The organism is Pedobacter sp. GW460-11-11-14-TSB4, assembly GCF_059423705.1.
Genome location: NZ_JBWKYI010000006.1, coordinates 191940 through 217261, shown reverse-complemented (window position 1 = coordinate 217261; position 25322 = coordinate 191940). Strand labels below are relative to the sequence as shown.

Sequence of the window (25322 nt, the reverse complement as noted above, 5' to 3'; positions counted from 1 at the left end):
TTATTGGGTTTCAATTGCTTTATTAACTTTGCAAGCGTTGCGGCGCTATGTCTTCAGATATAGCTAATGATAAAAAAATATGGTGAAATTTATTCTTCCAGAAGAAGTACTGCCCTTAAGAAGCCTGGTTTTACGCAATGGCAAACCGTTCGAAGCATGTGTTTTTGAGGGCGATCTTGCCTACGATACTTTTCATCTTGGTTTTTTAAAAGATGGAGAAATAAAATCCATTGCTACTTTTATGCGGAACGATTTTTTTCCGGAAGAGGGAGAGGGCTATCAGCTAAGGGGCATGGCTACACATCCTGATGCCGTTGGCAATGGCTACGGCGCTGCATTGGTTACTTTTGCCATCGAATATTTAAAAGAATATAAAACCGATTATTTATGGTGTAATGCCCGTTCAACAGCGGCAGCTTTTTACAAGAAAATCGGCTTCACGACCGAATCGCCGGAATTTGATATCCCTGGCATCGGTTTCCATTACGAAATGAAATTAAACTTAAATCAAAAATAATTAACATGAATACAATTGACCAGTTTGACTTTAAAGATAAAAAAGCATTAATCAGGGTAGATTTTAATGTGCCTTTAGATGATGAATTTAAAATTACTGATGATAAAAGAATCAGGGCGGCTTTGCCAACCATTTCTAAAATCTTAAAAGATGGTGGTGCGGTTATTTTAATGTCTCACTTAGGTCGCCCGAAAGATGGCCCTACTGATAAATACTCTTTAAAACACATTTTATCTGATTTATCTGCACTTGTTGGTGTTGAAGTTAAATTTGCTGATGATTGTATTGGTGAAAGCGCCGTAAAACAGGCAGCCGATTTAAAATCTGGTGAAGTTTTATTGTTAGAAAACCTTCGTTTTTACAAAGAAGAAGAAAAAGGTGATGTTGCCTTTGCAGAGAAATTATCAAAATTAGGCGATGTTTATGTAAACGATGCCTTTGGTACGGCTCACCGTGCACATGCCTCCACTTCAATTATTGCCCAGTTTTTCCCGGATGCGAAATACTTCGGTTATTTAATGGCCTCGGAAGTTGAAAATGCCGAAAAAATATTAAACCACGCAGAAAGACCTTTTACAGCCATTATGGGTGGTGCTAAAGTATCTGATAAAATTCTTTTGATCGAGAAATTATTGGATAAAGTAGATAATCTGATTATTGGTGGTGGTATGGCTTACACCTTTGCCAAGGCACAAGGTGGAGAAATTGGTACCTCTTTATTAGAAGCCGATAAACAGGAACTTTCTTTAGAACTGATCGAAAAAGCAAAAGCAAAAGGGGTAAACCTGATTTTACCTGTTGATACGGTAATTGCAGATAAATTTGCAAACGATGCCGATAAAAAGGATGTAACATCAGGTCAGATTCCTGCAGATTGGATGGGATTGGATATAGGTCCGAAATCAGTGGCATTATTCCAGGATGTAATTAAAAACTCTAAAACTTTATTGTGGAATGGCCCAATGGGTGTTTTCGAAATGGAAAGTTTCCAGGTGGGTACTAAAGCTGTGGCTGAAGCTGTTGTGGCCGCAACTAAAGATAACGGTGCATTCTCATTGATTGGTGGTGGTGATTCAGCTGCAGCAATCGCAAAATTCGGTATGGAAGATGAAGTAAGCTACGTTTCTACAGGTGGCGGTGCTTTGCTTGAATATATGGAAGGTAAAGAATTGCCGGGTGTTAAAGCCATTAATGGATAAAATGTCATTCTTCACATAAACAGGGCCCTTGCAGATCAATTTGCAAGGGCTTTTGTTTTTAAAATTATTTTCAACACATACACCTTTTGCGCTTGGTGTCAACTCTGCTTTTTTACAAAGTCTTATTATTATTGTAGTGCAGTATATCTTGTAACGATACTGTTCAGCAGCCAAAAGGCACTTGCGCTTAAAACAAATAAGTCCTACCTTACTGGCAATTTACCTTGGTCTGTAACGTAGTGGTGGTCTTGGGTATAAAACATCAATTCATTATAAATCAAATTACAATATGAGAAAAGAAATCTTTTCGTTTGGTATAAGCTGCCTGCTCCTTGCTGCACCGTCTCTAAAAACATCAGCTGCAACAGTTACTAAAACTGATCACCTTCAATTGGCGGTTGAGCCTGCAGCACTGATCGGCCGTTGGGACATTACAGTCGATATCAACGGAAAACCGGCACCAGCATGGCTGGAAGTAAAACTGTCTGGTTATAAAACCTTAGTAGGATATTTTGTATCTACTGCCGGTAGTGCGCGTCCGGTAGCGGAAGTAAAGTTCGACAATGGAAAGTTTAGGTTCGAAATCCCGCCACAATGGGAAAACGGGTCATCGAATTTAATTATCGAGGGCACGGTAGCCGATGCAGGGATCCAGGGGACAATGACCAATTGCGATGGTAAACAATATAGCTGGAAAGGTGTTAAGGCACCTTACCTGAAAAGGACTACTGCACCAACCTGGGGCAAACCTGTTAATTTGTTCAATGGTAAAGACCTGTCAGGATGGAAAGCCAGCGGACAAAATCAATGGGTCGTAAAAAATGGCATTTTAACCAGTCCGAAAGCAGGTTCAAACCTCGTTACCGAAGAAAAGTATAATGATTTTAAGCTCCATGTCGAATTCAAATATGCTAAAGGAGGAAATAGCGGGGTATACTTAAGGGGCCGCTACGAGGTGCAGATTGAGGATAGCAAAAAAGATGCACACCCTAACAGCGTACTTTTTGGTGGTATTTACGGTTTTTTAACGGCCAATGAAATGGTTACCCTCGGCCCCGGCGAATGGCAAAGTTACGATATTACCCTCGTGGGACGTCTGGTAACTGTGGTAGCCAACGGCAAAACCATCATCAGTAACCAGGAAATTCCGGGCATAACGGGTGGCGCGCTGGATAGTAATGAAGGTGAGCCCGGACCTATTTACCTTCAGGGAGATCACGAACCGATTGAATACCGGAAAATCGTGATTACACCCGCAAAATAATGATGTACATTTCATCATGTTAGATGCTACTATCTGGCATGATGAACATTCAGTTATCATTTAATAAATTGTTTGATCAAGTTTTTTATTAAGTCCAAATAAAAAAATACAAATACAGGCAAACGTACATTATCATACTATGTTTCTACTGAAAATAACTTATCTACAGTGCTAAATAGTTGGCAAAAATGTATAAAAAGAAAATTTATTTGATTATAGCTTTTTTTGTTGTAATCATTTCTCTCCTCAATATAAAAGATTTTTACACGAAAATAGCCGTTCCGGTAGATGGTGCTAAACCGATCATCAATTGGAATCAGAAAAGTTTTTGGTATTACCCTTGGGGAGAATTAGGTAGCCACCGGGGCATTGATATTTTTGGCGAGTTGGATGCGCCAATTTTAAGCCCAGTCAGCGGTATCGTCATCAAAAGTGGGTTTAGTACCAATGGCGGTAATTATAATTATTTAGATCAAAAAGATTCTATCTCCATAATTGAAGAATCATTGCATCATATTTTAGGTAAAAAAGTTTTACCAAAGGAATATTATAATCAACCTTTGCAAATTATCATACCTGAAAATTTACAGCATACCGAAATCTTTATAGATGGAAAGAAGTGTATTCTTTTGCCCATAAATACAGATGTGAAACAGCTCATGAAAGGGATGGATATTTTTAAACCAATTACATTGGTAGAATTGGGGGATTTGAAATTAGATAATAAACTCATTTTTATTGAACTAATTTTCAGAGCCACTGGACATAATTTTTTATTAGAACTTAAAAAAGATAAAAGTGGAAGGTTCAAAATTATAAATGTACGTGAAAGAACAATATAAAATATAATGACCTTATTAATCTATTGGATTCGACCAATGTTTTTAATACTTACAAAAAGCGATGATAATAGCTTAAATACTCACCATAGAAAGAAATTGATTTAAAAAGATGAAAAATAGAATAATTTTTGTGGTAAATATTGTTTTTGTGCTTTTTCTTAGTAATTGTGCTATAAACAGAAATAATTATTCAGTAAGTAAATTCAAAACAACTTCTAATAAAATTATCATTACCGGATTAGTTTCAGATGGAAAAAGCAAAATAAGCTTGGGCGGCTCTGGAATTCAATCAACAAACTATGAGTTGTTAGGTAAGAGTGATTATCTAAGTGGAAAATATAAAATTGAGGTATCGAAAGGTACTTATATTTTTCGTGCAGTTGCAATCGGATATAATCAATTATCAACTAGAAAAATTACTATTGTCGAAGGAGATTCTTTAGTCATAAACTTTAGGTTAAAGGAATCACTTCAACAAACTGTAGATTAAACTATCTGAAACCAATCAAATACCGGAAAATCGTGATTACACCCGCAAAATAATGATCTAATTTTAGAGGCCTGGAAAAACCCAGGCCTTTTTTATGACCAAAGTTTCCAGTTTTCATGAGCTGGCCTGTAACTTTGAATGGTAAGCAATAAATAACATTAAATTTATAGCTAACGCTGTTTATTTGAGATTGAAAGATCTCCATTGCAAAAACTACTTTAGAATAAATGCTTAAAATAATTTTGTTATTCTATTATTAGTTATTAAATTAGTTTCTACGATTGCATAATCTATTAAATCCCTTTAATGGTAATGGCAATCTTTCTTTATCAGGTATTTCAACCTGAATCACATCCCAACTGAGGACGGAAGTCCAATCATCCCACATTTATATTGCTTTGGCCAGTGGGCCCGGAGCATGCTGTTTTTATATTTTATTATGCCGTAGCTGACCGAATGTTGGCTGTAGCAAATAATTTGTAGTAAACTGACAATTGATCGTGGAAGCCAGGAATTATTCCTGTTGCTTTCGCATTTGATAAGGTCAGCGTAGAAATTGATGCTGAAACTGTAGAAATCAATGCTGGAAAACTGATACAGGTGCGCGCATAGCGCATACCTGGCGGCTGGAAATTCGATGGAGCAACAGCGCATAAGCGTGATTAACAAAAGATAACCATTTATAAACCTTTATATAAAAATAGAATGATGACTCAGAAAGATGAAAATACTTAGCCCTGGCGATCATAACACTTCTAAAAATTCAGGCAAACAGACCTGCTTGAACCAAACAAGACCATTACCGAGATCCAATAATGTGAAAAAATTACGGCCTGACTGGCTGTAAACTGCTGGTTATAGCCTGATGTATTGTATGTGCCTCAATTCCTTTAAAGGACAGGAATACAATGCGATCAGTTGTTTTGCCAGTTGCTAAGAGATTTAGGTTACCAAACGAATTTCATCCAAATCTTATACGCTGCCAGTCAGTCCTCCTGAAAATATTAAAACATATAAAAATGAAAAATTACATTGCTGTACTGGCAATATTTATTCCATCACTAACTTTTGCGCAGGACAACCTGAAGCTTTGGTACAAGCAACCTGCCAAAGAATTTACAGAAGCTTTGCCGCTAGGCAATGGCAGGCTTGGTGCTATGGTATATGGCGGGGTAAAGCATGAATTGATCCAGTTGAATGAAGCTACTTTATGGTCGGGCGGCCCTATGCGTACCAATATGAACCCGGGAGCTTACGCCAACCTGCTGCTGGCACGCGAGGCCCTCTTGAAGAATGAGGATTATGCGGCGGGAGATCAATTAGCCAGAAACATGCAGGGCAATTACAGCGACTCCTATTTCCCTTTGGGCAATCTTTCCATCACGCAGGATCTCCCTGACAACGATCCATCTGCCTATTACCGCGACCTGGATATCAAAAATGCCATAACGACCACCAGGTTCACTATCGGTGGAATAACTTATACCCGGCAAATGATCAGCTCAGCACCCGACCAGGTAATGGTGATCCGCTTTACGGCAAGCAGGCCAGGCGCCCTAGGTTTTAAGCTGGCCACCAGCAATGTATTAAAGCACCAAAACGTAGCCATCTCCAATAATGGATTAGCCATGAGGGGCAAAGTACCTGCGCATATCCAACCCAATTATATCAATACCAAAAACCCGATTGAGTGGGACGACAGTCTGCATCAACGCGGCATGCGTTATGAACTATTGGTGAAAGCGATAAACAAAGGCGGCTCGGTAAGCACCGATACATCAGGCATCACTGTAAAAAATGCCGATGAGGTGCTGGTTTACCTTTCGGCAGCGACCAGTTTTAACGGCTTCGACAAAAGTCCGGTTACCCAAGGGAAGGACGAGAATAAACTCGCCACAAAGTACCTTGCCAAAGCATTGATGAAAGCATGGCCTGCTTTGCTGAGTGCGCATACAGCAGATTATCATCATTATTTTAACCGGGTAAACTTCAACCTGGCCGTTCCGGCAGATAATTCAAATGCCACGCTACCTACTAACGAACGCCTGATAAAATACACGAATGGTGTACAAGACCCATTGTTCGAAACATTATATTTTCAATACAACAGGTATTTGCTGATATCCTGTTCGCGGCCGGGTGGGATGCCAGCCAATTTACAGGGGATCTGGAACAAGGACCTCCGCCCCGCCTGGAGTGCAAATTATACCACCAACATTAATGTACAGATGAACTACTGGCCCGCAGAGGCAGCCAACCTGTCGGAAATGCAATTACCATTTATTGATTATATAAAAAATGCGGCCGTAACCGGCAAAATAACGGCTACCCAATATTACCATGCACGCGGATGGGCGGTGCATCACAACAGCGATATCTGGGCCATATCTAACCCGGTGGGCGAGGGTACAGGAGATCCAAGGTGGGCTAACTGGGCCATGGGTTCGCCATGGCTGTCGCAGCATTTATGGTGGCATTACCAGTTTACACAAGATAAAAACTACCTGCGCCAAACTGCTTATCCTTTGATGAAAAGTGCAGCACAGTTTTGTATGGACTGGCTGGTGCCTCATCAGGGTTACCTGGTAACGGCCCCCTCGGTATCGCCAGAGAATGCTTATCGTGATCAGAATGGAAAGGAGCAACATGTGTCTATCGCCACCACTATGGATATGTCTATCATCCGGGATCTGTTCACCAACGTTATTAGCGCTTCTAATATATTAGGTTATGATAAGGCTTTCCGCGATAGCATTATAGCTAAACAGGCTTTGCTTTATCCGCTGCACATCGGCAAAAAAGGCAATTTGCAGGAATGGTATAAAGATTATGAGGATATCGAACGGCAACACCGCCATGTATCGCACCTGTTTGGATTATTTCCCGGAGCCGAGATATCGCCTGTTAAAACACCCGAATTTACGGCAGCAGCCAAAAAAGCACTGGAGTTAAGAGGCGATGGCGGTACAGGCTGGAGCCTGGCCTGGAAGATTAACTTTTGGGCACGGTTGCTGGATGGTAACCACGCTTATAAAATGATACGTGCGGTGATACACCACATCAGCGGAGAAGGTGGATCCTATCCTAACCTGTTTGATTCATGTCCGCCATTCCAGATAGATGGCAACTTTGGCAGCTTATCCGGTATGTGCGAAATGCTGTTGCAGAGCCAGTCGGATGAGATTAATATGCTGCCCGCCCTGCCCGATGCCTGGGCTGAAGGCAATATTAGCGGACTAAAAGCGCGTGGCAATTTCACGGTGGATATGGATTGGAAAAATAAGCGGCTCGTGAGCGCTTCTGTATTATCAGGAGCGGGCGGCGCATGCCGAATCCGTACGGCCAACCCTGTTAAAGTTGCGGGTATTGCGGCCAAATCAACAAAAACTGCAAATGGCTATATCACTACGTTCACTTCAAAGAAAGGGCTAAACTATCGCATTACAGCAATTTAATTTGAATTAAAATAGATAAAAAACCATCACCTGCAACAGTTGACCAAATGTTATTTTCTCATACCATGAAAAGAAGTACAATGTTTAATTTCTGCAAGCGCATGCCTGTATTTACTTTGTTGTTTTTCAACTTAAGTGTAGCTGTTGAGCTGTATGCACAGGCACCTCTCACTCAAAAATCTTCTGCTGATATTTCGAACAAATTATCCTTAGCAGGAAATTGGCGGGTATTACTCGATCCGATGGATGAAGGAAAAAAAGCCATGTGGTTTTCAAAAGATATTGACACTATCCGTATAGAAAAATCCCTGGCAGAACGGTTTATCAAATATCATGGAGCAATTACACTCCCCGGATCACTTGAACAGGGCGGTTATGGAGAGCCTATAGGACAAGAGAATTTTAGCTTATTTGAACATAAACTCCCGGGTCCGCTGGCAAGATTAAACAGAACCCGTCGCTACACCGGTAAAGCCTGGTACCAGCGGTCGATAGTTGTTCCCGAATCGTGGAAAGGCAGCCAGTTGTCGGTTTCATTGGAAAGATGTATGTGGAATACCGAGTTATGGGTAGATGGCGCATCCTTTGGTTCACAATCGAGCCTCTTGTCACCTCACGATTATCAACTGGGGCAGTTGACTCCGGGCAGGCATACTATTTCCATCTGTATTGATAATGCAAGAATTTTTAACATAGGGGAATGGAGCCATGCCTATTCCGATGAAGTACAAACCATTTGGAACGGTATCATCGGCCGGATGGAAATGTCTGCACATAAAAGTATGGCTGTTGAAAGTATAAATGTTTATACCAATCCTGATCTAAAACAATTTGAGGTACATGTAAAAGCGCATAACTCGCTTGACAAAGGAGTAAACGCCAATATTGAACTGCGTATTTCAGGTTCTAAATCAAAGGATATCATCTATAGCATAAATCTTCAGCCACATTTAAAGAGCGGGGATACTACACTAAAAGTTGTTGTGCCCATCGCAAAGGGCTTTAAGTTATGGGATGAATTTCATCCGAATCTGTATATGGTGCAGGTCAGTCTGGCAGCAAAAAATATCAGGTGTGTGAGCACGCAGTTATTCGGCTTACGGTCATTTGAAACCAGGGGCGGCAATTTCGTGATCAATAAACAGCCTGTTTTTTTAAGGGGGACACACGATGAAGGCGCCTTTCCGCTAACCGGTTATCCCTCAACGGATAAAAAAGACTGGATTAGAATTATGGGGATCATCAAAAGTTACGGCTTGAACCATGTAAGGTTCCATTCTTTCACCCCGCCCGACGCAGCCTTTGCAGCGGCAGATGAGCTTGGAATCTATCTTCAATGCGAGCTGCCTTTGTTCAATATCAATGCGCCGCCTATCGGTAAAGATGCCGCCCGCGATCAATTCCTGAAAGATGAACTGAAGAGGATACTGATCACCTACGGAAACCACCCTTCTTTTTGCCTGATGAGCATGGGAAATGAATTAACCGGAGATTACGGGATATTGGATCGGCTGGTGGTTTATGGGAAAGCCATCGACAATAAACGTCATTTATATACCCGCACCACAAACCCAGAAGCTGGGGGTGCTTTAAAGCCGGGCCAGTTTGATCAATACCTTGCGCTTCATGCCGGATTGGAAAATGGAAGGCGGATAATGAAACGAGGCGAAGATGTTTTCGATCGTTCTGTCCCTCAATCATCTTCAGATTACCGAAATGCACTCTCTTACTTAACTATACCCTGCATTTCCCATGAGATAGGACAATGGTGTGTGTACCCTAACTATAATCAAATAAAAGATTATACGGGTATACTCCGTCCATTAAACCTGGAGTGGATGCGACAATCCATGCAGCAAAAAGGCCTGCTGCCATTAAATCAGGCTTTTTCGGCCGCATCGGGTAAGTTCGCCCTGTTACTTTACCGCGAAGAAATAGAACGTTCTTTGCGTACCCCGAATTATGGTGGCTTTCAACTCCTCGATCTGCATGATTATCCTGGACAGGGCACAGCACTTGTTGGGATTCTTGATGTTTTTTGGAAATCAAAAGGCATAATCTCACCTGCTGAATTCAGGCATTTCTGCTCGCCGGTTGTACCACTCTTGCGATTGGAAAAATATGTTTGGCTGAATACTGACACCATAAAGAGTGTGGTAGATTTTGCGAACTATTCAATGGAAAATATTACCCTCAAGCCCTATTATGTAGTTCTTGATCAGCAAAAGAAAATAATCGGACAAGGGCAGTTGCAAAACAAGCCCATTCTATCGGGTGGGTTAACACGGGTTGGAGCCGTTCATTATTCGCTAACAGGTGTAAAAAAAGCACAGCAACTAACCATTCAGATTCGTACCTCAAATGCAACAATTGTTAACGAATGGAATATTTGGGTTTATCCTTCAGATCAATCAGTATCGGTAACGGGTTTATCGGTAACCAGGCGGTTGGATGCTGCAGCCATGAAGCGTCTTGAAGATGGCCAAACGGTAGTTTTATTGCATCCTGAACTAAAACAGGCACAGGCAATACGATTCCCGACGCCGTTTTGGAATGTACTTCTTTTTTCAGCTCAACCTAAAACCTATGGGATATATTGTAAGCCTAAAAATCCTGTTTTTAATTATTTCCCAACCGCAGATCATTCCGAATGGCAATGGTGGAATTTAACCCATGCCGATGGCAGGACAGACAGTTTTAGTAATGGTGCAATGGTACTGGATGAACTTCCCCATGAGCTAAATCCATTGGTTTACGTGATTGACGATCCTACATTAAACAATAAACTGGCCCTTTTATTTGAGTGTAAGGTTAAGAAAGGCAAATTAATCGTCTGCTCACTCGATTTGCAAGGCAGACTTAAGCAGGATATTGTAGCCAAACAACTTTACAAAAGTATAATGATGTATGCACAGTCAGCGGCATTTAATCCCCCGGTGACCTTAACTAAAGCACAACTGGATTTAATATTGAAATGACAAGCGCTTTGCTAAACAGCTAATAAACAACTAACACAAATGAGTTGAAACACCAAAGGGATGTTGGGCAGCAGCAGTTTGAGAAGTTCTGAATGTTGCCCTCTCCCCTAGGTTGGGTAGGCCTGAGTGACTTATTTATAAACCAAGAATAAACCAAATAATAATAAACTAAAAATTAATGTATGGAGAAAAAATACAACAGACATGAAAAAGTGAGTCCGTTACAGGGTTAGCTCCGCAGGCCTTGAAAATCTTTCGTTTTTCCTGAAAAAATAGGTGACAAATAGCCTGAATGACGCTGTTGTATGCTGTTTTCAGGTTCTGAAAAGGCCTTAATTAAAAAAAATGATTACTGATTAAAAAAATTAATTATGAAAAAAAAATCTCAGACCGCACTCTTTTTTAGTGTTGTGGTTATAAATACTTTCATGGTATTTTTATATGGTGGTGCAGAAGCACGTGCGCCGATCCATATTGATGCTTTTCGAAATACTTTGGGATCTTATAGCCCTGGTGTATTGGATCATTCAAAAATGATCAGTCGGGAAATCCCAAAAGACAAAATAATCACCGGTAAAGTTACCGATGATAAAGCAAATCCACTTCCTGGAGTGGGGGTAACGCAGCGTGGCACAGGGAAGGGTACAGTTACCAATACAGATGGCAGCTATTCATTAACCGTATCGGGAGATGATGCGGTGCTCGTATTTTCCTATATGGGCTTTGATACACAAGAAATCCCTGTAGGTGGTCGAACAGTGATTGATGTGAAGATGCAATCAGATAACCGGGTACTTAATGAAGTGGTGGTGGTAGGATTTGGTACCCAGAAAAAAGTAAATTTGACTGGCGCCGTTGGAACCGTTAGTGGTAAGCAACTGGAAAACCGGCCCGTTATTAATGCCTTACAATCATTGCAGGGCATTGTACCGGGATTGAATATTACGCAATCAAACGGTGCATTTAATACACCGCCGTCTATCGATATTCGTGGAACCGGTAGTATTAGCTCGGCTTCGAGTGCAGCGCCGCTGGTTTTGATCGACGGTATGGATGGATCATTAACCGCACTTAACCCCGCAGATATAGATAATATATCCGTTTTGAAGGATGCTTCCGCCTCTTCTATATATGGCTCAAGGGCAGCCTTTGGCGTAATTTTAGTCACTACCAAAAAAGGAAAGATTGGTAAAGTATCAGTGAATTACAATGATAATTTCCGCTTTACGAGCCCTGTTACATTGCCAAAAACGGTCGACTCCTACACCTTTGCGCTGGTTTTTAATGAAGCCAGCAGAAATGGAAATTCTTCGGATATATTTCGGGCAGATCAATTGCTGCGTATACAGGATTATATGAGCGGCAAGATTACTACAGCTATTATTCCTAATCCAAATAACCCATCACAATGGGGTGATGGATACGCGTATGGCAACGATAATATTGATTATTTTAAGGTGGTTTATGCCAATTCTGCCTTTTCACAGGAACATAATTTAAGTTTAACCGGTGGCGATGCGAAAACCACCTATTACTTATCCGGAAACTATCTGGGCCAAAAGGGTTTGCTGGCCTTAAATCAAGATCTGTATAGCCGTTACAGCGTTACCGCCAAGATCAGTACAAAAATTTCTGATCATGTTACGGCTAACTACACTACCCGTAACGTACGCGAACAGATACAGCAGCCCAGTGCATTGGGCGGTGGGCTTTATGAGAGTTTGGCAAGACAAGGCTGGCCAACATTACCACTTTATGATCCCAATGGCTTTTTATTCGAATCTCCCTCATTTGCAGCACCCTTACTAAATGGAGGGTTATATAAACACCAGCAAGATCTGATGGTGCATCAATTGCAGTTAGTGGCAGAGCCAATAAAAGGCTGGAAAACCTTTGGGGAATTTAATTTCCGTACGATGAATTATTTTGATCATACCGATTATCTGCAAAGATATAACCATGATGTAGCGGGCAATGCCATCATTTATTCAACAGGTTCAAGCGTGAATGAAAAAGGATATAAAGAAGATTACCTGGAAAGTAATATTTATAGTTTTTATGAGAAGAATATTAAAAATCATTATTTCAAGATAACCTTAGGTGCACAAACGGAATCTTTCAAGTATCGCGATATATATGCTTCGAGAGATGGAGTTATTGTACCAGAGTCACCCACAATCAATACCACTTCGGGTTTAAGCTACACCGGATTGGTAATTCCTCCAAATGTTAGTGGCCAATATCAGAAATGGGGTACAGCCGGATATTTTGGACGGATCAATTACAGTTATGACAATAAGTATCTGTTCGAAGCAAACTTAAGATACGATGCTTCATCAAGGTTTCGTGAAGACAAACGCTGGGCTTATTTTCCTTCTTTTTCTGCAGGATGGAACGTAGCAAATGAAGATTTCTTTAAAGAGCATGCCAAATTTTTAAATACTTTTAAATTTAGGGCTTCGTACGGCAGTGTAGGCAACCAGAATACAAACCTCTTTTATCCAACCTATATTATCATGCCGGTAGGCACTGCTAATGGCAGTTGGTTAGTGAATGGCATACAGCCCAATACCGCGGGCGCTCCCAGACCTGTAAGTACAACGCTCACCTGGGAAACGGTTAGAACATTAAATTTAGGTATTGACTATGGATTTCTTAATAACCGGCTAACAGGTTCTTTCGATTGGTATAACCGCAAAACTTTAAACATGCTAGGCCCTGCAGTAGAATTGCCGGTGACTTTTGGTATTGAAGTACCTCCCACAAATAACACTGATTTAAAAACAGAAGGCTGGGAGTTAACGGTTGCCTGGGAAGACCGTACAAAGGGTGGACTTGGTTATGGTTTTAACCTTGGTTTATCTGATGATCAAACGACCGTCACCAGGTACCCCAATATTACTGGTACAACTAACACCTATATACCAGGGCAGAAAATCGGAAACATTTATGGTTTCACCACAATAGGAATAGCCAAAACCGAGGCAGAGATGGATGCACACCTGGCTAGCAGCAGCAATGGCCAAAGTTATTTTGGTTCTTCCTGGGGCGCCGGCGATATTATGTATGCCGATTACAACAACGATGGCAAAATAGACGCAGGCAATGGAACAATAGGCAATCTGGGCGATCGGCATGTTATTGGTAATACAACACCACGTTATAAGATTGGATTTAATATGCATTTTGACTACAAGGGTTTTGATATGAGCGCCTTTTTTCAAGGGGTATTAAAACAGGATTTCTGGCCTGGTGGTACTAATATTGACAATTATTATTATTGGGGAATCACGGATAATGTATACTATTCTACAGTTCTTGAAGGAGAGCAACTAGATTATTTCCGTGCTGATCCTAATAACCCTTTAGGCCAAAATTTAGATGCTCATTTTCCGAGACCAGTGTTTGGCACAAATAAAAACCACAATATGCAAACCGCTTATCTACTTAATGGCGCCTATTTGAGGTTGAAGAATCTTCAGCTGGGATATAGTTTATCGCCATCATTAACCAAACGTATCGGCCTGCAAAAATTGCGAGTGTACGTTTCAGGTGATAACCTGTTTACCTTAACCAAAGTTCCGTCCCAGTTTGATCCCGAAACTATAAACGGAGGTGCAAAGGACACGCCCAGAGCGAGAGGAAACGCATATCCGTTAACAAAAGTTATCTCCTTCGGTTTAAATGTTACATTTTAAATAAATAAGAAATGAAGAATTTAAGAAATAAAAACTATGCCTGGTTTATCATCATTGCGTTAGCTGTGTTAATAATTCCATCGTGTAAAAAGAATTTACTTGATGTAACTCCCCCCTCTGATATTACACCGGATGATTATTTAATTGAGGAATCCCAACTGGGCGCTTATGCCATTGCCCGTTATGGTATGCTACCATCGCACGCGCAGGTGGGTAATTATACTTTTGGAACTTTTTCACTTGATCAGGCAACCGACAACCAGGTGGGCACTTCTCAGGACAACAGATTTGCACCTGGTTTAGTGAAAGTTCCTTCAGGTTTGGATGGCAACTGGAACTTTACTGATATATTCCAGTGCAATTACTTCCTTCAAACGGTTATACCGCGTTGGAAAGCCGGAAAAATAACCGGCAGCCAAAACAATATAAACCAGTTCATTGGAGAAATGTATTTTTTACGGGCTTTCGCCTATTTTAGCAAGCTGCGGAATTTAGGCGATTTTCCCATTATAAAGACAATATTTCCCGATGATAGCCAGATATTAACGGAGGCTAGCAAACGCGCGCCACGTTCGGAAGTTGCCCGCTTTATTTTGTCGGACCTTGATTCTGCAGCAATGTTGATGCAGCCTCAGTACAATGCCGCAAAAAACAGACTTTCCAGAAATTGCGCATTACTGCTCAAATCTCGCGTAGCCTTGTACGAAGGCACATGGCTTAAATATTTTAAAGGTACAGCATTTGTGCCAAACGGTCCAAACTGGCCAGGCGCAGCAAAGGCTTATAACGCCAACTACCAGTTTAAATCAGGAAGCATAGACAATGAGATTCAATATTTTCTGGGAGAAGCCATGACCTCGGCAAAAGGAGTTGCTGATGCGGTAACGCTGGTAACAAACACCGGAACCATCGTTTCTCCCAATAATGAAAATCCATATTTTAGCATGTTTGGTGCGCTGGACATGTCGGGTTATAGCGAAGTGCTGTTGTGGCGGCAGGCAACAAACGCTGTAGGGACACATAACGTACCGGTATATGCGCAATTGGGCAACAATGCAATTGGCCTGACGCGCAGTATGGTAGAAAGTTTTCTGATGGCCAATGGATTACCAATTTATGCCCCTGGAAGCGGTTGGGCCGGTGATGACTATATTACCAATCAGCGAACAAACCGTGATGGCCGTTTAAATCTTTTCTTAAAAGAGCCTGGACAGTTAAATGTGTTGATAAACAAAGGCAAAGGGAGTCACGAAACCGATGTTGAACCTACCCCTTTGATATATGCTTCGAACGCAGAACAAAGGTATACTACCGGTTACACCATCAGGAAAGGTATAAGTTATGATGGAGCCCAGGCAAATAATGGTGGAGGTTATACCGGCAGTATTGTTTTTAGGGCTGTTGAAGCTTATCTGAATTATATAGAGGCCTGCTATGAAAAAAACGGATCTTTGGATGCAAGCGCTACAAGTTATTGGCAGAAAATCAGGGCAAGAGCCCAGGTTAACCCTGATTTTAATATCACTATCGCAGCGACCGATATGTCTAAAGAAAAATTAGATTGGGGGGCATATTCGGCCGGTCAGTTAATTTCGCCGACATTATATAATATTCGCCGTGAACGACGTGATGAGCTAATGGCAGAAGGCTTAAGGTACATGGACCTGAGGCGCTGGAGAGCTATGGACCAAATGATTACTACGCCAGCCCATATTGAGGGATTTAAACTATGGGGACCTATGCAGAACTGGTACACCCCTAAGCAAATCGTTTATGGGCTTCAAATAGTGACGCAGTTGTTTCTGACCCCGCATTGAGTGTTTATTTAAGGCCGTTTGAAGTAAAAAGTAATGCCGATTCTTATAAGGGGGTGCGTTGGGCAATGGCACATTATTTAAGCCCTATCGGTATTCAAAATTTTTCCATTACTGCAAACGGCGGAGATTTAGCCTCATCTCCCATTTATCAAAATCCTGGTTGGCCACTTAGCGGGGGGGGCTCTCCAATCGGATATTAAAAAAATCATCATTACATCGGCAAAATGATAATGATTGATAATGGGCCTGGGTTTACCCGGGCCTTTTTATTATGGCTTTAATTCGGGGGCGCTCCAATTGACAATATATCGTTTAAATGAGTTAATAAACTGTTATTATATTTGTTTGGTATTGATGAAAATTGTTGATGTTAAGAAGACGAAGGTCTGCTCATTAATCATTAGTTAAAATCCATTTAAAAACATCCCTATGAAGACATTCATTAAAATATTTTCTTTAGCCGTGTTAATAAGCTTTTCCTGCTTAACCCTTTATTCCCAGAATAAACAGGTGAAAACCAAACCCAACATCCTGCTCATTTTTGCTGATGATCTTGGATATATGGATTGTGGCTTTACCGGCAGTAAGCTTATGGAAACACCAAATATTGATGCGCTTTCGAAAAAGGGAATGGTATTTAATAATGCTTACGCTGGCGCAGGCAACTGTGCACCCAGCCGTGCTTCGTTAATAAGTGGTCATTATACGCCCAGACATGGCGTTTACGCAGTAGGAAGTACCACCAGAGGTCCTGTAGATCAGATGAGGCTGGTTCCGGTACGCAATAATACGGAGCTGAACCCCACATTTGTAACCATAGCCGAGGGATTAAAAGGGCAGGGCTATGCTACAGCTATTTTTGGTAAGTGGCACCTGGGCGAAACGCAGGAAACTCAACCGGAAGCACAAGGCTTTGATCAGTATTTCCGTGGACCAAAAACCAATATGGGAACCGACGGGCAGATTGATCCAAAAGGGGTGTCTACCTTAACTGATGAGGCCATCAGGTTTATGCAAACCAAACGGGAAAAACCTTTTTTCGCTTACCTTGCGCATAATGCCATTCATTCTAAACTGGAGGCAAAACCAGAAACGATAGAGAAATTTAAGCAAAAAGGTTTAAAAGGCAACATGGCACTCTATGCCGCCTGCACCTACGATTTTGATGCCAGCATCGGGGTATTGATGGATTTTATGAAAAAATCAGGGCTCGATAAAAATACCCTGATTATTTTTACAAGCGATAATGGTGCTACACAACAATCTTCGCAAGAACCTTTAAGAGGGAATAAAGGATCCTATTACGAAGGAGGAATAAGAGAGCCTTTTATCGCTTACTGGCCCGGTCACATCAAACCGGCAGCTGTAAATTCTGCACCAATTATCAATTTAGATTTTTACCCTACTTTTATGGCCATCGCTGGCAACAATACATTCAAAGGTGATGGTGAAGACCTGAGTCCGCTTTTATTTGGGCATAAAACAGAAACAAGCAGAAAGGCTATATATTGGTATTTTCCTGGATACCTCGATAATCCGGTAATCAGAGGGCGCGATAAAGTATTTAGAACTCGGCCCGTTGCGGTAATTAGAAAAGGCGATTTTAAATTGCACCTCTACCTCGAAGAGTGGTTGTTGGATGGAGGAAAAGCCAAAATTAACAGTAACCATGCCGTAGAATTATATAATATCAAAACAGACGAGGGCGAACACAATAACCTGGCGGATGCTGACCTGAAAAAAAGAGATGAACTATTGGATGATCTTTTAAGCTGGATGAAGAAAACCAAAGCGCCACTCCCAACCAAAATTACCGCGACCAATAAACCTGTTGAGGGCTCGGTAGCTGGCGAAAACTAGCAATGAAACTGAAATGAATAGCTTGATCTGGGGTAACCTGGTGCGTTATTCCATATTACGATATGTTGTCAGATCTTTCCATCTGACAACATTATATAAATTCCTTTTAGAAAACCTCAAAACCTGTATTGAGCAATAGCATATAAACTGCCAGATAACAGACCATAAATGCGGTTGATAATGCGAAGTAGCGGGTTACCTTGTGGCTTCCTTTTTTAAATGGAAGGAGGAACAGGATATTGAATATTTCTGACAACAATGCACATATAAAATTCAAACAGACCATCACGCAGCTAAAAGCCACTACAAAAATAGCAGGTTGGATAATGATTCCGGAAGGAAGGCCGTAGAGTGCACCCATCATAAAACTGAGGGGAAGGATAATCAAAGCATATTTCAATCCCGATTTAAACTGCAAAAGAAAATACCTGCCTAATTTCGGAAGTGGTGTTTTAATTTTCACTGGTTTTAATTCCTTTTCAACTATTGGAGTTTCCAATGCCTCATTCAATACGGCTTCACTGGTTTTTCGTTTTTTACCTCTCTTTTGTTTCTTATAACGTGGCCACCAAATGATAAAACCTGTAATAAAGAGGGCCAAAGGTATTAATCCGGCAATAATGGCGATAACCTGTGTCGGCCTGCCACCAAAGCTTCCATAATGGATGGGTGTTAACCAGCTGAGATAAGCATTGCCAACATTTGGGAAATCCTTCCGGCTGTTCAGTAACACTTTGCCCGTATATTGATCAACAATAAGCATTTCTCTTTTTCCAACCTTAGGTAGGTTTCCGCTCACTACATCCAAACGATAAGTTCCCATTTTATCGGCCGGAAAGGCAATCCCGCCAATATAACCGTTTGGCATTTTTTCTTTGGCTGCGGCAACAACCTGTTTAAGCGGAAGTGGCACAGCCTGTGCATGCCATGCCGATTTTGCCCCTAACAATTTGGCAACTCCTTGCGGCGACTTCCCGCTAAGCACGAACAACAGTGGAATAATAAGTGTAGAAAAAGTAATCGAAAAACCGGTAAGACTCAGTATTGCCACAATGGGAGAGGAGTAAAAACCGAGTGAATTGTGCCAGTCGTAATTTTGCCGCTTAAGTGATCCGCTAAACCTTACGGTAAGTACCGATTTTAACTGTTTCCATTTCTTAGGGATCCATAAACGTAAACCTGAAATGGTTAAAATTAAAAGACAGAGTGAAGCTAAACCACAAATGTAACGTCCCGCAACAGGAATAAGCAAAGTCCGGTGCAGTTCGGTAACTATATGAATAAAAGAACTGGTGTGTATTCTTTTGCCAGTTGTTTTTCCTGTATAGGGATTAATAAAGGTTTCTCCGCCAGTTTTTAAATTCAGAACGCTATACGCTTCATTAGGATTTTTGAAGTTATTGAGCATCAGGTAATCGATTTTTAACCTGGGGTAATTCTTCTTAATTAAAGGCACGATCTCCTCAACAGGCAACTTTTGTTTCTGTGCAATCACCTCGAACAGCTTAGGGTTTAGTGCACGGTCTATCTCATCCTGAAAAACCAGGATACTGCCGGTAACACCAACAAAAGCAACAATTGCCCCGGCAATAATACCAAGATAAAGATGCCATTTACCAAACCACCTTTTTTGATGTTTTGCCCAGTTTGGCCTTCGAGGAGTATGTTCAGATTTCATTTTTTTAGCTTGGTTTCCTACCCGGGTATCACGATAGGGAATTTGGTTTACGCTTACAAAGAAATTGTTTTAATTGCTTTCATCCAAATTATATTTAATAAGTCTAAATAATAATTCATCAGATATTCTCGAAATGGAAATTGCTATCGCTTTTTAATTCAATACGTCTGGCTTATACGCTCAATAGTTGATTAGAATGGGAAATCGAAATTTTAGCGTATGGCCCCTGCTGCGGGTTTAATTGATGATTCAGGTCATTTTATCCGTAGGAACAAGGGGAAAAGAGGGCAAAAAAAACATTGTAAACGATCAAATTAGTGGTAGTTGCGGCTAGGTATTCTTCTGAGATTTATCCTAATAGCATGGATGGTTTGGTTGGGCTCCAAACCATCCGGCAAAAAACCAAACAAGAAAACTAACCAACCAAAGAATTAGATTATGAAACAGGTATTACAAATGCACTTACGGGTGCTCGGAATCGTCTTCATTTTACTGCAGTCCTATCATGTTTTTGCTCAGGTAAAAATATCGGGAACGGTAGTAGATGCAGAAGGAAAGATCCCATTGGCGGCTGCCACAATTTCCGTTACAGGGAGCGCTGCATCCTCGGTAAAGGCAGACGAGTCGGGTAAATTTACAATTGCTGTACCCAGTGGCGCGATGCTAAGGGTTACCATGACCGGCTATAAAGCGATAACTGTTGTGCCTAAACAGGGAATAGTAATAGAAATGGTCTCTACTGCGATCAATTTAAACGAAACGGTGATTGTCGGTTACACCAAGCAAAAGAAAGAACTTTTGAGCGGGTCTGTCGCTTCTGTTAAATTTAAAGAGACAGACACCGAAATCCCGACTACATCAGTGGGTAACTTATTGGCAGGTAGAATGCCGGGCTTATATGTCTCCACGCCTAGTGGGATACCAGGAGCACAGCCCAGCATTCGCATCAGAACGCCAAGCTCATGGAATACAGCGCCGGTTTTATATGTAATTGACGGAAAAGTAACCAGTGATGCGGCAGAATTCAACAATTTAAGCCCTAATGAAATTGAAGATGTAACCATTTTAAAAGACGCGGCGACTACAGCTGCTTATGGTGCCCGTGCAGGCGGGGGAGTGATGTTGATTACCACCAAACGTGGTAAGGCCGGAAAAGCATCTGTAAACTATTCGGTGAACACCGGAAAAGATGTCCGTGGAAATAACATGGAGCTAACCAGTATCATGGAGTGGGGAGCGATTCAAAACAGAATTTGGGGCGAAGCTGGCGGACCGGCAAATACTCCCTGGACTGCGGATGCAAAAGCATACTTTCAGGATGCGGATTTTGGTGGCGGCAAGGGCTACGGGTTTAATGCCTTAAAAGATGTTTATGTCGATCCCTCTATTACTACGCATAATTTAAGTGCTTCGGGCGGGACAGATAAACTTCAGTATTTTATCGGCGGCTCTTATGTAAACCAGGAAACTTTTATCAAAAACACCAACGAAAAAAAGTACAACGTCAGGGCAAATATAACGGCTAACCTGACCAAAGATGTAACGGTTTTCGCTGGCTTTAGCATAAACAATAATAAATTTAATGCCCCTCAGGGCGATTGGTCGGGAGATATGTTTCCTAAACTTTTGGTATGGCAGCCATATATGCCATCCTTTACGGCTTCAGGCGACCCAGTGTATTACTTCTGGATTACCAATAAACCAGGCGAAGCGCAAGGACTGGCAGGTTACAATAAGTCAGAGGCCATCAAATCTGTTGCGAATTTAAATTTAACGTATAAAGCCCCGTTTTTGGAAGGATTAAGTGCTAAAGTGGGCTATATAAAAAGCTTTACGAACACCAATCAAAAAATATATTCACATCCTTTTACCTATTACGAACTGAAACAGATTACACCAGTTATCTGGGATTTAAATACTGTTGTAGGGAAAAGTCTTACACAACATTCGAATTCTATAGAAAAACTATCTGCCTGGAACCAGGAGGAGCAATTGAACTTTCAGTTAAACTTTGAACGAAATTTTGGCAAACATCACGTAAACGCGGCACTGGTGTACGAACGTCAGGAACGTTCCGGCGACGGTATTGATGCGACCATCAATGGTTTTCCTATTTATACAACTGACCAGTGGTGGGCCTCTACCGGAGGAGCAGGTGTGGTCAACGGTACGGCAACAAAAAGTATCAGCAACACCTATGGTTTCGAGGTAACAACTGGTCGTAAATCGTATGTTGGACAATTTGCTTATGATTATGGAGATAAGTATATCGCTACTTTCACCTATCGTTATGATGGTTCGGTAATTTTTGCCCCGGATAAACGTTGGGGATTCTTCCCTGCCGGTTCTGCAGCCTGGGTGATCTCTAAAGAAAACTTCTTTAGAAATGTAAAAGGAATTGAATCATTAAAATTAAAGGCTTCTTTCGGAATAACAGGTAATGATAACGTTGCACGCTGGCAATATGAAGATAAATATGTTCCGGGAGGCAGTGCATTTTTTGGCGAATCGCCTGCACTTAACCCTGGGATACGATATGATGTATTGCCCAATCCCGACATTACCTGGGAAAAATACCAGAACAAGAATATAGGGATCGATATCAGTTTCTTAAAACATTTTACGGCCTCAGCTGAGTATTGGCATAACCTTACCTACGATATCCTGGCTGCAAAGATCCAGTCTACCCCACCAACCTTTAGCCGCCCATTACCATCTGTGAATTACGGTAAAATGAAAGCTAACGGTATTGATATCGGCCTGAACTACAACAACAGGGTTGGCGAATTTAATTATAGCGTAGGTGCGAATTTCACTTATGGCGATTCATGGTATGTGATGAGGGATCAGAATGTAACTTACGATTATCAGGATATACTCAAAGAGGGACGTTCTGCGAATATGATTACTGGTTACACTGTTGATAAGATGCTCAGGTCGCAGGCGGATGTGGATGCTTTATTGGCGGCTAAACCTGGATATACTTTCAATGGCATTGCGCCTAAACCCGGACAGCTGGCCTACGTGGATTTTAATGGTGACAATAAAATCAACGACAATGACATTACCGTGCTAAACAATAGCAATAATGCCAAAGTAGTCGGTTTAAATTTAAGTGCAGAGTGGAAGGGAATAAGTGTGAATGCCAATTTCAACGGTTCGTTCGGTTATAAAAAATCTTTCAATGACTTATCCGGAGGAGTAGAATGGAACAGGATGTGGCGTCCTTGGTACGATGAGTCATGGAGCCCGGAAAATCCTGATAACTCCTGGTTGCCTTATCGCTACAGTGCAAATGATGCCGTAAGAGGTGTTAATACAGCAGGAAGTAATTTCTGGCTGGCAGATGCAAGTTTTCTACGCCTGAAGTTTTTGAATGTTGCTTATAATGTTCCGCAAAAATTATATAAAAAATACGTAAACAACATTCGTTTTTATGTATCCGGATCTAATCTTTTTGTGATCAGCAAATTCAACAAAAAATTCTATGATCCTGAAATGGGTGGAGGTACGGCTTTCCCAATTGTTAAATCCTACAATGCCGGTCTAAGCGTAACGTTCTAAATTTTAACATTAAAAGGAAATCAAAATGAAATATCTAAATCAAAATAAATTTATCCTTTATATCGCCCTGATTATTGCCCTGGGCTCGTCTTGTAAAAAAGGATTGGATTATGAAAACACAGGAGCGATAAATCCAAAGAATGTATGGACAGATTCTGTTTTAATCAAGTCCTATTTGAACGATGTATACAGCGGCCTTATGCCCGGATGGCCGCTTGGAAGTGGTGCGAATGCTGATGAGGGCATTAATGCATCAGGAGGGAACTTGAGTGGTTTCCAGCGGGGTATCGTCGATTTAGTAGCAAATGCGACCAATCTCAATTATACGAATATTGATAAAACCAATTATTTTATGGATCAGGTGAGGGATTTGCCTGAATCGGTAATCAACCCAAATACCAAAAACAGGTTAATCGGCGAGGCTAAATTTTGGCGTGCCTGGACTTACTGGGGGATGGTCAGCTCGGTAGGTGGGGTACCATTGATCTTAAAGACGCAAAACGGGAACGATGTAAACTCGCTGAAAGTAGCACGGAGCAAAACATCTGAATGCGTTGCACAGATTATAAAGGATCTGGATGAGGCGGCTGCCGTTTTGCCTCCCAACTACAGTGGAGTTGATTACGGCAGGATTAACCGCGCTGCTGCGCTTGGTTTTAAAGCAAGGGTACTTTTATGGTATGCCAGTCCATTATTTAACCCTTCAAACGATCAGGTCAGGTGGGCAAATGCCTATAATGCTGCCAAAGCCGCTGTACAGGCTGCAGATGCAGCGGGTTTTGGTTTGTTTGCCGACTACAAGTTAATCTGGTATTCGAGGAACAAAGAGCATATTATGACCAGGCAATACTATTATCCGGATAGTTACATGAACTTTAACGCCATCAGGCCCCTTCCTTTTACAAATGGAAATACCAATACCGATCAACCCATATTACCTCTACTGATCGCTTATCCAAAACGTGATGGTAGCCCTATGCAGTTTGATAAAAACCAATTATCTAATGCAGCTTATAATCAGCAGTTTCTAACTGATTTTTACACCAACCGCGACGACCGGTTTTATGCAACCATTTGGTGTGGTGGTACAGTGTACCCAACGCCTGATGTGAATACAATAGGTATGACCGCGCCAAGATCCCGTACTTACTGGCAAGCCTGGACCTGGAAAGCATCGGCAACGCCCAGCACTGTGCTCCCGGAGAAAAATACGACCTTATTCTCGGGTATTTCTCCGCTTGTTCAAAATGGAGATGAAAATGGCGTAACAGGTTTTTTTCAGCGTAAAGGTTTAGATACACTTATAGACAGGGCAGCGCTTGTAGGCGTAGCAGCCGGTGCTAAAAGCTGGTTCTCGCCTATGCGTTATGCTGAACTTCTCTTAATGCTTGCCGAAACTGCAAACGAAACAGGTAACAGTAACGAGGCCGTAACGGCTTTATCTTCCATCCGTAAACGTGCGGGTATTGCCGCTGGCGTATCCGGGAAATATGGCATTACAGCAACTTCACAGCCCGATCTTCGTACAGCGATCATGAACGAACGCCAGGTGGAACTCGCTTTTGAAGGTTTTAGATTTAACGATTTAAGAAGGTGGAGACGTTACGATATCCTGAATACCCAGACCACCAGGAGAGGTTTATTCCTGATGCTGAATAAAGGTGAAGCTTTGCCTGGAAATACAGACAACATTATGACTGCTGCGGTAAGGGCTAAATTCTCTGCAGTGATCGTAGAAAATCTGGATAAGACGGCCTCGGCTAATCAGACTTATAACCTTGATCTTAATCATTGGTTTAATGCTTTGCACCCAACGCAGATATCTGCTGAACCTGATCAGTTGCCACAGAACAAAGAATGGGGCGGCCCTTTTGACCCGCTACAATAAAATACAAATAATCAAGTAGGCGGATAAAGAAAGTTCGCCTACTTTTATACAACACAACACAAACACACAAAT

Annotated in this window: 13 protein-coding genes; 12 read left to right on the top strand and 1 reads right to left on the bottom strand. The window is 41.5% G+C overall.

Features of this window, described 5'->3' with window-relative positions; all coding sequences use genetic code 11:
* The first annotated feature begins 79 nt into the window (after window positions 1-79).
* From AC07YT_RS08685 to AC07YT_RS08640, 10 genes are all read left to right on the top strand, one after another.
* Window positions 80-517 carry a GNAT family N-acetyltransferase gene (locus tag AC07YT_RS08685; RefSeq protein ID WP_086544984.1) on the top strand — a complete coding sequence of 146 codons (438 nt, stop codon included), beginning with the start codon at window positions 80-82 and terminating at the stop codon, window positions 515-517.
* A 5-nt stretch (window positions 518-522) separates the two neighbouring features.
* Window positions 523-1716, top strand: a complete 1194-nt coding sequence (locus tag AC07YT_RS08680) for a phosphoglycerate kinase (protein ID WP_086544985.1) — start codon at window positions 523-525, stop codon at window positions 1714-1716.
* A gap of 289 nt (window positions 1717-2005) precedes the next feature.
* Window positions 2006-2980, top strand: a complete 975-nt coding sequence (locus AC07YT_RS08675; protein WP_086544986.1) for a 3-keto-disaccharide hydrolase — start codon at window positions 2006-2008, stop codon at window positions 2978-2980.
* A gap of 188 nt (window positions 2981-3168) precedes the next feature.
* Complete coding sequence (locus AC07YT_RS08670) at window positions 3169-3822, top strand: M23 family metallopeptidase (RefSeq protein WP_086544987.1); 654 nt, start codon at window positions 3169-3171, stop codon at window positions 3820-3822.
* A 109-nt stretch (window positions 3823-3931) separates the two neighbouring features.
* On the top strand, window positions 3932-4312 hold the full coding sequence (locus AC07YT_RS08665; RefSeq protein ID WP_086544988.1) for a carboxypeptidase-like regulatory domain-containing protein: 381 nt from the start codon (window positions 3932-3934) through the stop codon (window positions 4310-4312).
* 1019 nt (window positions 4313-5331) lie between these two features.
* A complete protein-coding gene (locus AC07YT_RS08660; protein WP_086544990.1) occupies window positions 5332-7767 on the top strand; it encodes a glycoside hydrolase family 95 protein in 2436 nt (811 codons plus the stop codon).
* Between the two features lie 65 nt (window positions 7768-7832).
* Entirely contained in the window at window positions 7833-10745 is a 2913-nt protein-coding gene (locus tag AC07YT_RS08655; RefSeq protein WP_494945279.1) for a DUF8487 domain-containing protein, read from the top strand.
* A gap of 371 nt (window positions 10746-11116) precedes the next feature.
* Window positions 11117-14443, top strand: coding sequence for a SusC/RagA family TonB-linked outer membrane protein (locus AC07YT_RS08650; protein WP_494945278.1), 3327 nt, complete (start codon window positions 11117-11119; stop codon window positions 14441-14443).
* An 11-nt stretch (window positions 14444-14454) separates the two neighbouring features.
* A complete protein-coding gene (locus AC07YT_RS08645; RefSeq protein WP_494945277.1) occupies window positions 14455-16260 on the top strand; it encodes a RagB/SusD family nutrient uptake outer membrane protein in 1806 nt (601 codons plus the stop codon).
* Between the two features lie 429 nt (window positions 16261-16689).
* Window positions 16690-18120, top strand: a complete 1431-nt coding sequence (locus AC07YT_RS08640; RefSeq protein WP_086544992.1) for a sulfatase — start codon at window positions 16690-16692, stop codon at window positions 18118-18120.
* 106 nt (window positions 18121-18226) lie between these two features.
* Here the strand turns inward: AC07YT_RS08640 and AC07YT_RS08635 are convergent, their stop codons facing one another.
* On the bottom strand, window positions 18227-19798 hold the full coding sequence (locus AC07YT_RS08635; RefSeq protein ID WP_086544993.1) for a PepSY-associated TM helix domain-containing protein: 1572 nt from the start codon (window positions 19796-19798) through the stop codon (window positions 18227-18229).
* A 438-nt stretch (window positions 19799-20236) separates the two neighbouring features.
* On the opposite strand from AC07YT_RS08635, the gene AC07YT_RS08630 reads away from it, so the two are divergent.
* Both AC07YT_RS08630 and AC07YT_RS08625 read left to right on the top strand, forming a co-directional pair.
* Window positions 20237-23362, top strand: a complete 3126-nt coding sequence (locus AC07YT_RS08630) for a SusC/RagA family TonB-linked outer membrane protein (protein WP_086544994.1) — start codon at window positions 20237-20239, stop codon at window positions 23360-23362.
* Between the two features lie 25 nt (window positions 23363-23387).
* Window positions 23388-25250, top strand: a complete 1863-nt coding sequence (locus AC07YT_RS08625; RefSeq protein WP_086544995.1) for a RagB/SusD family nutrient uptake outer membrane protein — start codon at window positions 23388-23390, stop codon at window positions 25248-25250.
* The last annotated feature ends 72 nt before the right edge of the window (window positions 25251-25322 follow it).

Coding starts and splice junctions, on each gene's coding strand:
- AC07YT_RS08625 (WP_086544995.1), top strand. CDS start 23,388: ATGAAATATCTAAATCAAAATAAATTTATCCTTTATATCGCCCTGATT.
- AC07YT_RS08640 (WP_086544992.1), top strand. CDS start 16,690: ATGAAGACATTCATTAAAATATTTTCTTTAGCCGTGTTAATAAGCTTT.
- AC07YT_RS08680 (WP_086544985.1), top strand. CDS start 523: ATGAATACAATTGACCAGTTTGACTTTAAAGATAAAAAAGCATTAATC.
- AC07YT_RS08685 (WP_086544984.1), top strand. CDS start 80: ATGGTGAAATTTATTCTTCCAGAAGAAGTACTGCCCTTAAGAAGCCTG.
- AC07YT_RS08635 (WP_086544993.1), bottom strand. CDS start 19,798: ATGAAATCTGAACATACTCCTCGAAGGCCAAACTGGGCAAAACATCAA.
- AC07YT_RS08650 (WP_494945278.1), top strand. CDS start 11,117: ATGAAAAAAAAATCTCAGACCGCACTCTTTTTTAGTGTTGTGGTTATA.
- AC07YT_RS08660 (WP_086544990.1), top strand. CDS start 5,332: ATGAAAAATTACATTGCTGTACTGGCAATATTTATTCCATCACTAACT.
- AC07YT_RS08670 (WP_086544987.1), top strand. CDS start 3,169: ATGTATAAAAAGAAAATTTATTTGATTATAGCTTTTTTTGTTGTAATC.
- AC07YT_RS08655 (WP_494945279.1), top strand. CDS start 7,833: ATGAAAAGAAGTACAATGTTTAATTTCTGCAAGCGCATGCCTGTATTT.
- AC07YT_RS08675 (WP_086544986.1), top strand. CDS start 2,006: ATGAGAAAAGAAATCTTTTCGTTTGGTATAAGCTGCCTGCTCCTTGCT.
- AC07YT_RS08645 (WP_494945277.1), top strand. CDS start 14,455: ATGAAGAATTTAAGAAATAAAAACTATGCCTGGTTTATCATCATTGCG.
- AC07YT_RS08630 (WP_086544994.1), top strand. CDS start 20,237: ATGAAACAGGTATTACAAATGCACTTACGGGTGCTCGGAATCGTCTTC.
- AC07YT_RS08665 (WP_086544988.1), top strand. CDS start 3,932: ATGAAAAATAGAATAATTTTTGTGGTAAATATTGTTTTTGTGCTTTTT.